Consider the following 14003-nt stretch of genomic DNA (forward strand, 5'->3'; position numbering starts at 1 on the left):
TGCCTTACGCCCGACCGTGGGTCGGCGCAGCGGCATTGGGGGAAAGGGACGTGGCTGCAGCCTGCAGCGACGGCAGGATGTCGTCCGGGCCCTTGCGGATCGCCTTGAGCATCAGCTTCACTTCGATGATCAGCAGCACCGTGTACAGCGCGGTGAACACGGCCAGCGTGGTCAGGATTTCATGCAGGGCCAGGCCCGAGGCGGCGTAGAAGGTCGGCAGCACGCCGTCCACCGCCCACGGCTGGCGACCGTACTCGGCCACGAACCAACCGCATTCGATCGCGATCCACGGCGCCGGCAGCGACCACAGGGCAAGCTTGAGGAACCAGCGCTTGTCCTGGAAGTTGTGGCGGCACGAGTAGTAGAAGGCCAGCGCGAAGAAGGCGATCAGGTAGAAGCCCAGCCCGGCCATGATGCGGAAGGTCCAGAACAGCGGGGCGACCCGCGGCACGGTGTCCATCGCGGCCTTGGAGATTTCTTCCGGGGTGGCGTTGAGGATGTCCTCGCGGTAGCGCTTGAGCAGCAGGCCGTGGCCCAGATCCTGCCAGTGGCGGTCGAACATCTCGCGCGCTTCGACGTCGTTCTTGTCCTTGCGCACGCGTTCCAGTGCGCCGTAAGCCAGCTGGCCACCGCGGATGCGGTTCTCGGCACGCTCCACCAGTTCCAGGATGCCCGGGATAGGCTGGTTGAGCGAACGGGTCGCGATCAGGCCCATCAGGTAGGGGATCTTGATCGCGTAATCGTTCTGCTGGGTGGCCTGGTTCGGAATGCCGAAGGCAGTGAAGTCAGCCGGCGCACGCTCGGTTTCCCACATGGCTTCGATCGCGGCCAGCTTCATCTTCTGGTGTTCGCTGGCGGCATAACCGCTTTCGTCACCCAGCACGACCACCGACAGCGAGGACAGCAGGCCGAAGGCGGCCGCCACCGCGAAGGAGCGGCGTGCCATATCCTTGTGCTTGTTGCGCAGCAGGAACAGGGCGCTGATCGACATCACGAACACCGCACCGGTCACGTAGCCGGCACTGACCGTATGCACGAACTTCGCCTGCGCCACCGGGTTGAACAGCACGGCGGCGAAATCCACCACCTCCATGCGCATCGTTTCCGGGTTGAAGATCGCGCCGGTCGGGTTCTGCATCCAGCCGTTGGCAATCAGGATCCACACCGCCGACAGGTTGGTCCCCAGGGCCATCAGCCAGGTCACGGTCAGGTGCTTGACCGGGCTCAGACGCTTCCAGCCGAAGAAGAACAGACCGATGAAGGTCGCCTCCAGGAAGAACGCCATCAAGCCTTCGATCGCCAGCGGTGCGCCGAAGATGTCACCCACGTAGTGGCTGTAATACGACCAGTTCATGCCGAACTGGAATTCCATCACGATGCCGGTGGCGACGCCGATGGCGAAGTTGATGCCGAACAGCGTGCCCCAGAACAGCGTCATCTGCCGCCAGACCTGTTTGCGGGTCATGACGTAGACGCTCTCCATGATGGCCACCATGAACGACAGGCCAAGCGTGAGGGGAACGAAAAGGAAGTGGTACATCGCGGTCAGAGCGAATTGCAGCCGCGACAGTTCTACGACTGTCTGATCAATCATGGCCTGGCTACCTCGTTGGGTTTTGCCGTTTCAGGTGGCGGGAAGGGGGTCTACGGGGTGAATTCTGTGACCAGCAACTTCAAACAGCCTTGATTCAGATCAATGTACAAACAGACCGGCGCGGGGATCGTATGCATCCCACCCCCTGCGACCGCTGGCCGCACGGGGGCGGGGCCAGCACCTACTACAATCGACGGAACCTCCCTGTGGCCGCCAGTGACTTGTTTTGAGCATACCCCCCGACGCGTCCATTGTTGAGACAACCGCCCTGCGCCGCCGTCGCCTGGATTGGCTGGGTGGGCTGGCGGCGGCCGCCCGCAGCAAGCAGCGCCTGGCGGCGATCTGCATCTGCCTGTCCGGCGCCTTGCTGATCGGGCAGGCGGCCGCCATCGCCTGGTTGATTCAGGCGGTGCTGGTCGATCACCGCCCGCTGGCCGACGCTACGCCCGTGCTGCTGGGGTTGCTGGCGGTGCTGGGCATCCGCACCCTGCTGGGCAGTGCGACCCAGGCGGCGGCCGGTGATGTCGCCGATGCCGCGCGGCTGGCGCTGCGTGAACGGGTTTATCAGCGGCTGCTCGGGCGCGGGCCCCTGTGGCTGCGCCAGCAACGCACCGGGGAACTCGGCGAACTGATGCTCGCCCATGCGGATGCGATCGAGAATTATTACTCCGGCTATCAGCCCGTCCGCATCGAAGTGGTGGTGGTTCCGCTGCTGATCGCCATCGCGGTGGCCTGGACCGATTGGGTGATCGCGCTGATCCTGCTGTTCACCGCGCCCCTGGTGCCGTTCTTCATGATGCTGGTCGGCTGGGGCGCTGAAGCCGCCGGGCGTGCGCAGCTGGGCGAACTGGCGCGGATGAGTGGCCACTTCGCTGATCGCATCAAGGGGCTCGGCCTGCTGCGCCTGTACGGACGAGGCGAGGCCGAGCTGGATGGTGTAGCCACGGCAGCCGAGGGCGTGCGCGAGCGCACCTTGAAAGTGCTGCGGATCGCCTTCCTGTCCTCCACGGTACTCGAGTTCTTCGCGTCGGTCAGCGTGGCCATGGTCGCGCTGTATCTGGGCCTGAGTTATCTCGGCCTGATGTCGCTGCATGCACACGTGCCGACGCTGGGCGTGGGCATGTTCTGCCTGCTGCTGGCACCGGAGTTCTATGCACCGCTGCGGCGATTGGCCGCGCATTATCACGACCGCGCCAACGCATTGGCCGCAGCTGCGGAAGTGGAGCGCCTGCTGGGCGAGCTGCCTGAGGCTCCCGTCGCCGAGGACACATCGCCCGCGACCGCACGCGTTCCGGAACTGCTCGAACAGCACGCGCCCCCGGTGGTCGTGCGCGACGTGAGCCTGCGTCCACTGGGGGCGCATCACGATGTGGTGCAGCAGCTCTCGTTCCAGATCGAGCCGGGGCAGCGCGTGGCGCTGGTCGGCCCCAGCGGCAGCGGCAAGAGCACGTTGCTGGAAGCGCTGGCCGGCTGGCTGCCACCGCGCGAGGGCAGCATCGTGCTGCGCCCGGGATTGGACGTGGGCTACGCCGGACAGCGCCCGTATCTGTTCCACGGCACGATCGCCGACAACCTGCGCCTGGCTGCACCGGGCGCAACCGACGCGCATCTGCGCGCCGTCGCCGAGGCCGCCCAGGTGATGCGCTTCGCTGCCGCACTGCCACAGGGGCTGGACACGGTGATCGGTGAACGCGGCTTCGGATTGTCCGGTGGCGAAGCGCGCCGCATCGGACTGGCCCGGCTGCTGCTGCGCGATCCACAGCTGCTGCTGCTCGACGAGCCGACCGCCTTCCTTGATCCGGACACCGAAGCCGATCTCCTGCGTACCCTGGCCGCCTTCGCACGTGGGCGCAGCGTAGTGATCGCCACGCACAGCGAGACCGCGATGCGCTGGGCAGACACCCGCCTGACCTTGACCGCCGGCGGCGCGCGCCTGGCCTCGGAGGTCACGCCATGAAGGCCCCACACATCGATTCGCTGAAGGGTGTATTCGCCCGGCATCGCGGCCGCCTGCTGCTGACCGTGCTGCTGCTGTGGACCACCATGCTGGCCGGCACCGCGCTGCTCGGGCTGTCCGGTGGTTTCCTCACCGCCGCCGCCCTGGCCGGGGCGGCCGGGCTCGGCAACGGCTTCAACTTCTTCTCGCCCTCGGCGGGCATCCGTGGGCTGACCATGGCGCGCATCGTGTCGCGCTATTTTGAAAAGCTGGTCGGCCACGATGTCACCCTGCGCATCGCACGTGATCTGCGCGTATGGTTCTTCCGGCGCGCGCTGCCACTGGCCCCGGCGCGCCTGGCCGGTGTACGCACCGGTGAACTGCTGGCGCGGCTGATGTCCGATATCGGCGAGGTCGATGGCCTGCTGGTACGCGCGATCGGCCCGCTGTTGGCGCTGGCTGGCATCTCGCTGGTGGCGGTGGTATCGGCCGGCATCATCTATCTGCCGGCGGCCGCTCTGCTGGCGGTGCTCGCCTTGCTGATCGGGGTGGGGGTGCCGTGGCTGACCGTGCGTGGCGCGGCCGACCAGGAACGCGACCGCGCCCTGCACCGTGCGCAGCTGCGGACCCAATCGTTCGAAGGGCTGGAAGGTGCGGCCGATCTTGCCGCGCTGCAGGCGCGCGAACATTGGAACCAGCGCGTGCTGGTGGCGGCCAAGCAGCTGAAGTCACGTGACAAGCGTCGCCGCTGGCGCCTGATCAGTGGCAATGCGCTGCACGGTCTGTGTGGCGCGGGGGGGCTGGTCGCGATGCTGTGGCTGGCCCTGCATGCCTTCGAGCGTGGCAGCGTGGATGCCGCGCTGGCGGCCGCACTGGTGTTCCTGACCGTGGCACTGCTGGAGCTGTGGGCCGGCATCGGGTTGGCCTGGCAATCGTGGTTGTCCGGTCGCGTCGCCGCGGTGCGGCTGGAGGCGATCGTGGATCAGGCGCCGGGCGTGGTGGACGCCGACGCGCCGGTGGCGGTGCCATCCGTGCCCGCAACGCTGCGGTTCGATCAGGTGGTGTTCCGTTGGCCCGGACAGGCGCGCGTGCTGCTGGACCATGTGCAGCTGGAGCTCGTGCCGGGCGAACGGATCGCGATCCGCGGCGACAGCGGCAGTGGCAAGACCACGCTGTCCTCGCTGCTGCTGCGGCTATGGGATCCAGAGGCTGGCAGCGTGCGTTACGGCGATGCCGATATCCGCAGTTTCGCGCAGGCCGACTGGCACCGTCAGATCGCCTGGCTGCCGCAGAACGCGCCGGTGTTCGCTGGCACCGTGGCGGACAACCTGCGCCTCGGCGATGTACAGGCCAGCGACGCGCGCTTGTGGCAGGTGCTGACGAAGGTCCGGCTGCATGCCTGGGCCGAGCAGATCGGCGGGTTGGCGGCGTGGGTGGGCGAAAACGGCGCGACCATGTCAGCCGGGCAGGCGCGGCGGCTGGCGCTGGCGCGCGCGCTGCTGCGTGACGCGCCGATCCTGTTGCTGGATGAACCGACCGAAGGCCTGGATGTGGACACCGCGCATGCGTTGTTGCATGACATGGTGGATGCGCTGGGAAATCGCAGTCTGTTGATGATCACTCATGACGAACTGCCAGAGGGCATCGTGCATCGCAGCTATCGGCTGCGGGATGGACGGTTGGAAGGGTAGCGGCGAAAGATATCCAGGCGCGGCGTGGATCTAACCGGGCAGCAGACCTTCGTGCAACAGCCACGCCAGCACCGTGACGTTGATGACCACCGTCAGCCAGAACACGCGTTGGAATGGCGCTTTGCGGTTTTTGTGCCGAAGGATGGACTGGGCGAGCAAGGCGCCAGGCCAACCGCACAACAACGCAAGCATGTGCAGGTGCTTCTCTGGGGTTCGTCCCCGCTTGTATTGCGCGGCTGACTTGTCGTGCCAGTACCAGAGATACGTCAGGCCACTCATGGCCACGTACAGGATGGGTACCCAGAGTGGCCACTGCCGCCAAGCTGCAGCTGCGGCCAAGCTGATCAAGAACACCACAGCGACGAACTTGCGTGGAAGACGGTCTCTGCCGCCGGTGGTCGCGGTAATGGAGGTGAGCGTATTTCTGCCTCCATCCCGACCCAGCGCAAACCGCACCGCTACGGCGTTGCGGCGTCCCTGCGCATCGTTCTGCACGTCATAGGTGATCACATCGCCCAATACCGGCCGCCGATCCCGTGCGGAGAACGAGCGGATATGCACGAAGCATCGCTCACCACCGCCATTGGGCTGCACGAAGCCGAAGCCGCGCGCGTCGTTCCACTCGCTGATCTTTCCTTGAAGGCGCATGGGTAAACTCAGAGTGAGGACAGGAACCCGCTGACCGCCGGTCCGAACCGTGCGAAATCCACCAGGAACGCATCGTGGCCCTGCGGTGAATCCAGCCCGATGAACTGCGCATCGGCACCGCCGGCGCGCAGGCCGTCGGCGATCTGCTGTTGCTGCTGCACCGGGAACAGGATGTCGGTGTTGGCGCCGATTGCCAGCGCCTTGCCCACCTGGATGCGCGCCAGCCCGGCCATCACGTCACCATCGGCGTATTCGGCCAGGTCGAACCAGTCCATCGAGCGGCTCAGGTACAGATAGCAGTTGGGATCGAAGAAGCGCACGAAGCGGCGGGCGTGGCCTTCCAGGTAGCTTTCGACCTGGAACTCCAGGCCGAACGGATCGTCATCAGCCTGGTCCGAATCCAACCGCACGCGGCCGAAGCGGCCATCCCATTCCAGGGCGGAGCGGTAGGTGATCACGCCGAGCTTGCGCGCCATGCGCATACCCGATTCCGGGTAGGCCTGGTCGGTGTAGCGACCGCCATTCCACTGCGGATCCAGCCGGATCGCCTCGCGTTGCAGCGAGCGGATCGCGATCGAGAACGGCAGCGCCTGGGCACTGCCGGAAATATTGATGTGGCTGCGCGCGATGCCCGGGTGCAGCATCAGCAGCGCCAAGGCGGTCATCCCGCCCATCGAGTTGCCGATCACGCAGGCCAGCTCGGTCACGCCCAGTGCGCGCACCACTTCCACCGCTGCCCGCGCGCCATCTTCGATGGACAGTTCGGGGAAGCGCAGGCCATACAGTTCGCCCGTCGCCGGATCGATACTGGCCGGCCCGGTGGAGCCTTTGCAGCTGCCCAGCGAGTTCACGCAGATCACGAACCAGCGGTCGGTATCGATCGGTTTGCCCGGGCCGACCATCGCCTCCCACCAGCCGGCAGCCGGGTTGTCGGCGTTGGCTGCGGCATGCGCATCGGGCGAGAGCCCGGTGACGATCAACACCGCATTGCCGGCATCGGCAGCGAGCGTGCCCCAGGTTTCGTAGGCGACGTGGGCGTCGCGCAGTTCACCGCCGCGCTTGAACGCGAACGGCGAGGGCAGGGCGTGATAACGGGTGCCGGGAGGAATGAACTCAGTCATGCGCGCAGTTTAGCCGGGCGCCGCGATGGCGCCGTAGTGGTGAGCGGCACGCTGCGTCGCGGCCGCGCATCGGTCATGGGCGATCAAACACCAGTGGCACCGGCCCGGCATGCGGCAGGCGCACCCGCACCGGCGTGGTGTCCAGATCGTCCGGCTGGCGGTTGGCCTGGCCCGAACGCGACAGCCGCGCAATGACCTCGACCTCCTGCACCTGGGAAAGCGTGCTGGTGGGCATCGGGCTGTCGCCATCGCCGAGGGTGACCCGCAGCGGCAACTGGCTGGCTGGATGCTTCTGCACCGCGATCGGCATCGGCGGGCCGTCCGGTGCGCGCGCGATCACAAACACGGTGGCGTTGGCCAATGCGGGGTCCAGCGTGCTTCCCGGCGCGATACGCACCTGCACCGTGAGGGCGTGGTTGCCCGCCGCCGCAGAGGCGGGGGCGTCAGCCAGAGGCGGCAGCCCGGCATTGCCGCGGGCGATGTCGATCTGCTCGCGCAACGCGCGCGCCGCGCCCGGCTCCAGGCGAGGCAGCAGGGCTTCCCAGGCGGCTGCCGCTTCGGCATCCTGCCCGCGCTGGCGCAGGGCAATGCCGATCAGCCAGCCGGCGCGTTCGCTCTCCGGCGCGAGTGCGTTGGCGTGGCGCAGCCACTGCAGGGCCTGGTCGTCGAACTGTTTGCCGGGTGCGGCCTGGGCGCGCGCCTGCGCGGCTTCGACCAGGATGCCGGGGTCGTCCGGGGCGAGTCGCACCGCGCGGTCGAAGGCGGCGGTGGCCTCGGCCAGCTTGCCCAGCGCCAGTTGCGAGCGGCCGAGCAGGGCCCAGCCATCGGCGCGTTGTGGATCCTTGGCCAGCGCTTGTTCCAGCGCCTGCACGCCATCTTCCAGTGTGGCGGGTTCGTTACTGGCCGCCGTCCGTTCGGCGGCATCCGGCGTGCCGACCAGCAGGTACAGCGCGCCCCCGGCCAACCCGAGGGCCAGCATGGCGATCACGAAGGGACGATGCTGACCACCTGCACGCAACGGCCGCAGTACGAGTGCAGCAATGGCCGCCGCGACGACGGCGGCACTCAGGGCCATCCAAAGGCTCACCAGCGCTCCTCGCTCTTGTCCATCGGTTCGATCCCGCGGCTGCGCCGACGCACCACCCAGACCAGCACGCCTGCGCCCATCAGCAGCGCCACCGGCGGCCCGAACCAGAGCAGTGCATTGCGTGCTTCCATCGGCGGCCGGTACAGCACGAACTCGCCATAGCGATCGACCAGGAACTGCTTGATCTGCGCATCGCTGTTGCCCTGCTGCATCAGCACCAGCACTTCCCGGCGCAGGTCGTGCGCGATCTGCGCATTGGAATCGGCCAGCGACTGGTTCTGGCACTGCACGCAGCGCAGCTCGGCGGCCAGCGCATGGAAGCGGGCTTCCTCGGCGGCATCGCGGTACTGCAACGGGGTCGGGTCGGAGACGGCCTGCGCCAGCACCGGCGAGGCGAGGGCCAGCATCAGCGCGATCAGCGCCGCTCCGGCCTGGTGGAGCATCCGGTTACGGCGAGGCAGGCAGCTGAGGCTGGGCATTGGCATGGGCACGCTCCACCTTTTCCAGTTCCGGGATCAGCTGGGTATCGATCACGCGCTGGCTCAGCGCGCCGCTGTACTTCCAGCGCACCACGCCACTGGCGTCGACCAGGAAGGTCTCTGGCGCGGCAGTGACGCCCCAGTCGATCGCGGTGCGGCCTTCGATGTCGCTCAGCACCAGCACGAACGGATTGCCCAACTGCTCCAGCCAACGCAGGGCATCGGCCGGCTCGTCCTTCCAGTTGTAGCCGATCACGCGCACGCGCTTGGTCTCGGCGAATCTGGTCAGGATCGGATGTTCGTCGCGGCAGGCCGCGCACCAGCTGCCCCACACGTTGAGCACGTAGGGCGCACCACGCAGCTCGGTGCTGCTGACCTTGATGTGCGGGTCGTGCAGCACCGGCAGTTCGAACGCCGGTGCCGGCTTGCCGATCAGTGCAGAAGGCAGCACGTCGCGGTCCGGCGCGCCGGATTTCATCACCCCGTAGATCATCAGCCCCAGCAGCCCGAAGAAGAACAGCACCCCGATGACGATGGCCACGGGCGGCAGCGGACGGGAGGCAGGGCGGGGATCGGACACGGGAAACTCCTAGGGACGACGGAAACGACGGTCGGCGGCAGTGACGAAGCCACCCAGTGCCATCAGCAGCGCGCCCAGCCAGATCCAGCGGACGAACGGTTTGATGTGCACGCGCACGGCCCATGCATTGTTGCCCAGCGACTCGCCAAGTGCCACGTAAACATCGCCGTTGAGGCGGGCGTGGATGCCGGCCTCGGTCATCACCTGGCCGCCACTGGCGTACAGGCGCTTTTCCGGATGCAGCAGGGCCAGCTGGCGATCATGCTGGAACACGCGCAGGTGGCCGCGATCGGCGACGTAGTTCGGGCCCTGTTGATGATCCACGCCTTCGAAGCGCACTTCATAGGAGCCCACCACCAGCGACTGCCCGGGAGCGAGCGCCACTTCGCGCTGCACGTTCAGGGCTTCCACCAGCAGCGCACCGGCCAGGAACACGGCCACACCGCCATGGGCCAGCAGCATGCCGACCATCTCGGCGGTGAACTTCCCGTTGCCGCGCAGGCGGGCCCAGACGAAACGCCCGGTACCGAACGCGACCCAGGCCGCACCGGTCACGCCGGCAGCGGTCTTCAACGCGCCCTGCGGCGCCATGAAGTACGCGATCACGCCCAGCAGCAGCGCCAGCGCCGCCCACGGTGCCAGCATCGCCACGCGGCGCGAGGCCTGATCGCGCTGCCAGTTGACCAGCGGCCCGAACGGCAGCAGTGCCACCAGCGGTGCCATCAGCACCACGAACAGCGTGCCGAAGTAGGGCGGCCCGACCGAGACCTTGCCCAGGCCCAGTGCATCGGCCAGCAGCGGATACAGCGTGCCGAGCAGGACCATGCCGCAGGCGGCGGCGAGCAGCAGGTTGTTGGCCAGCAGCAGGGTCTCGCGTGAGGTTGGCAGGAAGCCGCGGCGCGGATCCTCGCTGGTCAGCGCGCCGGCGCGCAGTGCATAGAGCAGCAGCGCGCCACCGATCACCAGCGCCAGGAAAATCAGGATGAAGGTGCCACGCGAGGGATCGGCCGCGAACGAATGCACGCTCGTCAGCACGCCCGAGCGCACCAGGAAGGTGCCAAGCAGTGACAGCGCGAAGGCGGCGATGGCCAGCAGCAGCGTCCAGCTGGCAAAGCTGCCGCGTTTTTCAGTGACGGCCTGCGAATGGATCAACGCGGCCCCGGCCAGCCACGGCATGAAGCTGGCGTTCTCGACCGGATCCCAGAACCACCAGCCGCCCCAGCCCAGTTCGTAATACGCCCACCAGCTGCCCAGTGCGATGCCGATGGTCAGAAAACCCCAGGCCACGTTGGTCCACGGGCGGGTCCAGCGCAGCCAGCGCGCATCCACGCGGCCTTCCAGCAGCGCGGCAATCGCGAAGGCGAAGGGCACTGCAAAGCCGACGTAACCGATGTAGAGCATCGGCGGGTGGATGATCAGCCCGGGATCCTGCAGCAGCGGGTTGAGATCGCGTCCTTCCAGCGGCGCCGGAATCAGCCGCGCGAACGGGTTGGAGGTGAAGATCAGGAAGGCGAGGAAGCCGATGCTGATGATGCCAAGCACGCCCAGTACGCGGGCGGACACCTCTGCCGGCATGCGCTTGGACCACAGCGCGACCGCGCCGCACCACAGGGCCAGCACCAGCGCCCACAGCAGCAGCGAGCCTTCATGCGCGCCCCAGACCGCCGAGTAACGGTAGGCCAGTGGCAGCAGCGAGTTGGAGTTCTCCGCCACATAGCGCACCGAGAAATCCTGGGTGACGAAGGCGGCCGTCAGTACGCCGAATGCGCCCAGCAACAGCGCGAGCTGCGCATACGCCGCCGGTCGTGCCACCGCCATCCAGGCGGTGCGGCCGCGATGGGCGCCCCACAGCGGCAGCACGGTCTGCAGCACGGCCATCAACAGCGCGGTGACCAGCAGGATCTGCCCCAGTTCCGGCAGCACTCAGTACGTCTCCGGCGCCGGCACGGGCACATCGTGTTTGGTGTGTGCCTGGCCCATCTTGTCGGCCACTTCCTTGGGCATGTAGGTCTCGTCGTGCTTGGCCAGCACTTCCTCGGCGATGAAGCGACCGTCCTGCAGGCGGCCGGTGGCCACCACAGCGGTGCCCTCGGCGAACAGGTCCGGCAGGATCCGCGAGGTGATCACCGGCAGGGTCGCGTCACCATCCGTGACCACGAAGTGGGCATCCAATGAGCCGGGCGCGCGTTGCAGCGAGCCTTTGACCACCATGCCGCCCAGGCGGAACCGGGCGTGATCGCCGGCATCGCCGCGCAGCACTTCGGACGGGGTATAGAGGTAGGCGATATTGCGCTGCAGGGCCATCGCGACCAGCGCGGTCGCCAGGCCGGAGGCCAGCACCAGCAGCATCACCCAGAGCAGGCGGCGACGCCGGACCGGATTCATCGGGTCAGCTCCGGCGCCAGCGGCGGCGCGCTGCCGGCCGCCGCACGGGCCTGTTGGCGCTGCTGGCGGCGGACCGCCAAGCGGCGCGCCCAGCGCAGGCGCAGCCAGGAGCCGATGGCATCGCTGCCCAGCACCAGCACGAACACCGCGTAGGCGGCAATCACATAGGGCAGGTGGGTCATGGGCGGCGGTCCTCCAGCGGTGCACGGATGCCGGCGGTGACCCAGGCCTTGCCGGCCTCGCGCAGCAGGTTGTCGGCGCGGGCCTTGGCCAGCAGCGAGCCGGCGAACCACAGCTTGGTGCCGATCACCATCAGCCACAGCGGCAGCGCCATGCTGGCATCCAGCGTGGATTCGCCGAACAGGCGGATGGTCTGGCCCTGGTGCAGGCTGCCCCACCATTCCACGGAATAGCGGATCACCGGCAGCAGGCTCACCCCGACGATGGCCAGCAGGCCGGCCGCGCGCGCGGCACTGCGGCGGTCCTCGATGGCGTAGTACAGGCCGATCACGCCCAGATACAGGAGCAGCAGGATCAGCTCGGTGGTCATGCGCGGGTCCCAGTCCCACCAGGTGCCCCAGGTCGGTTTGCCCCAGATGCTGCCGGTCAGCAGAGTGATCAGGGTGAAGCCGGCACCGAGCGGGGCGCAGGCCATCGCCAGGATTTCACAGGTCTTGATCCGCCAGATCAGCGCGATCGCCGCGTACAGCGCCATCAGCGCGAACACGAACAGACTCATCCACGCGCTGGGCACATGGATGTAGAGAATGCGGAAGCTGTCCAGCTGCTTGGAATCGGCCGGTACCACCGCCAGTGCCTGCCAGATGCCGATAAGCAGCACCGGCACTGCCGCCAGGTAGAACACCCGCGACCAGCGCGCGGCAAAGCGGTCGAAGGTGGGCGGCGAACCGAGTTGGTGGAACCAGCGGACGATCGGGTGCATGCGGCAGTGGCTATCCAACGAAGGGCGACGATGGAACGGACGTGGAGTGGCTCGGCAACGGGTGACGCGGATGCAGGTGACGATCACAACGCCGCTCACGCCACCGACAGTACGCCATACCGCTCAACTCAGCGAGATGCGGATCGCGGCGGCTGTCGCCAGCGGGGCCAGCACCAGTGCAATCACCAGTCCGGCGCCCAGCATCAGCAGCGCGCCGATCGGGTCCTGCCCGCGCGCGACCGCCGCCACGCTGCCTGCGCCGAACACCAGCACCGGCACATACAGCGGCAGGGCCAGCAGCGCCACGAGAATACCAGAGCGCCGTATGCCGACCGTCAGCGCGGCAACCACCCCGCCGATCAGGCTCAGCAAGGGCGTTCCCAGCAGCAACGATGCCAGCAACATCGGCAGCTGGTCATGCGGCAGATGCAGCATTTCTGCCAGCAGCGGCGAGATCACGATCAGCGGCAGCGCGGTGGTGAGCCAGTGCACCAGCACCCGCACCAGTACCAGCCAGGCCAGCGGCACCGGGGCCAGCAGCCATTGCTCCAGCGAGCCATCTTCGGCGTCACTGCGGAACAGCGAATCCATCGCCAACTGGCCGGCCAACAGCACCGACAGCCACATCACCGCCGCGGCCACGCGGGCCATGGCCTCCGGATCGCGGCCCAGCGCCAGTGCGAACAGCACGACCACCAGCAGCGCGAACAGCACGGGCTGCAGCGCATCGCCGCGGCGGCGCCAGAGCAGGCGCATGTCGCGGGCCACCAGCGCCCGTGCGGTCTGCCACAGACCCGGCTCGGTCCCTGGCGCGATCATGCGGCTTCTCCCAGGGTCAGCAGGCGCGTACGCACCGGCGGGGCGGAATAGGCGCCATGAGTGGTGACCAGGGCGGCGCCGCCGCTGCGCAGGTGCGCGGAAATCATGCGGTTCACCAGATTGATGCCGTCCAGATCCAGATTGGCGTAGGGCTCGTCGAGCAGCCACAGCGGCGCGGGCGAGAGCCAGATGCGGGCCAGCGCCAGGCGCCGCTTCTGCCCGGCCGACAACTGCCGCACCAGGGTGTCCTCATGCCCGGCCAGGCCGACGATGGCCAGTGCATTGCCCGGCATCTGGCGCGCGCGGCGGCCGTGCAGGCCGCACAGGAAATGCAGGTTCTCCAGCGTGTCCAGGTCCGGCTTCAGTGCGGGCAGGTGGCTCAGGTAGGCCACGTAGTTGGCGCGCTCCTTGTGCCCGGCACGCTTGCCATCGATCTCCACCTGGCCGCTGTCGGCGCGCAGCAGGCCGGCCAGCACCCGCAGCAGGGTGGTCTTGCCGGCACCGTTCTCACCCTGCACCAGCAGGGCTTCGCCGGCATCCACGTGCAGATCCAGCGGGCCGAAGACGGGTTCGTCGTTGCGACTGAAGCCAAGGCCATGCGCGGCCAGCAACGGAGGGGCGTTCAAGGGGCGGGATCTTTGCACCGGAATGGGCCGCCATTGTATCGGGGGAACGGGCTGGATGATTTGCGTACACTGGGAGTTCCCCCGGTTCTTTCCC

General features: G+C 67.7%; 14 protein-coding genes. 2 read left to right on the plus strand and 12 right to left on the minus strand.

Annotation, left to right across the window (positions count from 1 at the left end; all coding sequences use genetic code 11):
• Window positions 1–4: 4 nt before the first annotated feature.
• Window positions 5–1594 carry a cytochrome ubiquinol oxidase subunit I gene (locus AC13F7_RS11165; protein ID WP_483000357.1) on the minus strand — a complete coding sequence of 530 codons (1590 nt, stop codon included), beginning with the start codon at window positions 1592–1594 and terminating at the stop codon, window positions 5–7.
• A gap of 226 nt (window positions 1595–1820) precedes the next feature.
• On the opposite strand from AC13F7_RS11165, the gene cydD reads away from it, so the two are divergent.
• Window positions 1821–3551 carry a thiol reductant ABC exporter subunit CydD gene (gene cydD / locus AC13F7_RS11170; RefSeq protein WP_483000359.1) on the plus strand — a complete coding sequence of 577 codons (1731 nt, stop codon included), beginning with the start codon at window positions 1821–1823 and terminating at the stop codon, window positions 3549–3551.
• Entirely contained in the window at window positions 3548–5221 is a 1674-nt protein-coding gene (cydC, locus tag AC13F7_RS11175; RefSeq protein ID WP_483000361.1) for a thiol reductant ABC exporter subunit CydC, read from the plus strand. The genes cydD and cydC overlap by 4 nt, the downstream gene beginning before the upstream one ends.
• A 30-nt stretch (window positions 5222–5251) precedes the next feature.
• On the opposite strand, the gene AC13F7_RS11180 is transcribed toward cydC, so the two are convergent.
• The 11 genes from AC13F7_RS11180 to ccmA form a co-directional block, all read right to left on the minus strand.
• Complete coding sequence (locus tag AC13F7_RS11180; RefSeq protein ID WP_483000363.1) at window positions 5252–5869, minus strand: DUF1294 domain-containing protein; 618 nt, start codon at window positions 5867–5869, stop codon at window positions 5252–5254.
• Between the two features lie 8 nt (window positions 5870–5877).
• Complete coding sequence (metX, locus tag AC13F7_RS11185; RefSeq protein WP_481469500.1) at window positions 5878–6990, minus strand: homoserine O-acetyltransferase MetX; 1113 nt, start codon at window positions 6988–6990, stop codon at window positions 5878–5880.
• Between the two features lie 73 nt (window positions 6991–7063).
• Entirely contained in the window at window positions 7064–8080 is a 1017-nt protein-coding gene (locus AC13F7_RS11190; protein ID WP_483001016.1) for a tetratricopeptide repeat protein, read from the minus strand.
• On the minus strand, window positions 8074–8520 hold the full coding sequence (locus tag AC13F7_RS11195) for a cytochrome c-type biogenesis protein (RefSeq protein ID WP_483001018.1): 447 nt from the start codon (window positions 8518–8520) through the stop codon (window positions 8074–8076). The genes AC13F7_RS11190 and AC13F7_RS11195 overlap by 7 nt, the downstream gene beginning before the upstream one ends.
• Before the next feature lie 4 nt (window positions 8521–8524).
• Window positions 8525–9136, minus strand: coding sequence for a DsbE family thiol:disulfide interchange protein (locus tag AC13F7_RS11200; protein ID WP_123730741.1), 612 nt, complete (start codon window positions 9134–9136; stop codon window positions 8525–8527).
• Window positions 9137–9145: 9 nt separating this feature from the next.
• The gene (locus tag AC13F7_RS11205) at window positions 9146–11059 is read right to left on the minus strand and encodes a heme lyase CcmF/NrfE family subunit (protein ID WP_483000366.1); all 1914 of its coding nucleotides are present in this window, start codon (window positions 11057–11059) and stop codon (window positions 9146–9148) included.
• On the minus strand, window positions 11060–11521 hold the full coding sequence (gene ccmE, locus AC13F7_RS11210; RefSeq protein WP_481469496.1) for a cytochrome c maturation protein CcmE: 462 nt from the start codon (window positions 11519–11521) through the stop codon (window positions 11060–11062). It lies immediately after the preceding gene.
• Window positions 11518–11703, minus strand: a complete 186-nt coding sequence (locus AC13F7_RS11215; RefSeq protein ID WP_123730744.1) for a heme exporter protein CcmD — start codon at window positions 11701–11703, stop codon at window positions 11518–11520. The genes ccmE and AC13F7_RS11215 overlap by 4 nt, the downstream gene beginning before the upstream one ends.
• Entirely contained in the window at window positions 11700–12464 is a 765-nt protein-coding gene (gene ccmC, locus AC13F7_RS11220) for a heme ABC transporter permease CcmC (RefSeq protein WP_123730745.1), read from the minus strand. The genes AC13F7_RS11215 and ccmC overlap by 4 nt, the downstream gene beginning before the upstream one ends.
• Before the next feature lie 123 nt (window positions 12465–12587).
• The gene (ccmB, locus tag AC13F7_RS11225) at window positions 12588–13283 is read right to left on the minus strand and encodes a heme exporter protein CcmB (RefSeq protein ID WP_483000369.1); all 696 of its coding nucleotides are present in this window, start codon (window positions 13281–13283) and stop codon (window positions 12588–12590) included.
• The gene (gene ccmA / locus AC13F7_RS11230; RefSeq protein WP_483000371.1) at window positions 13280–13909 is read right to left on the minus strand and encodes a heme ABC exporter ATP-binding protein CcmA; all 630 of its coding nucleotides are present in this window, start codon (window positions 13907–13909) and stop codon (window positions 13280–13282) included. The genes ccmB and ccmA overlap by 4 nt, the downstream gene beginning before the upstream one ends.
• Between the last annotated feature and the right edge of the window lie 94 nt (window positions 13910–14003).

The sequence above is a fragment of the Stenotrophomonas sp. K-6 genome, assembly GCF_056861555.1.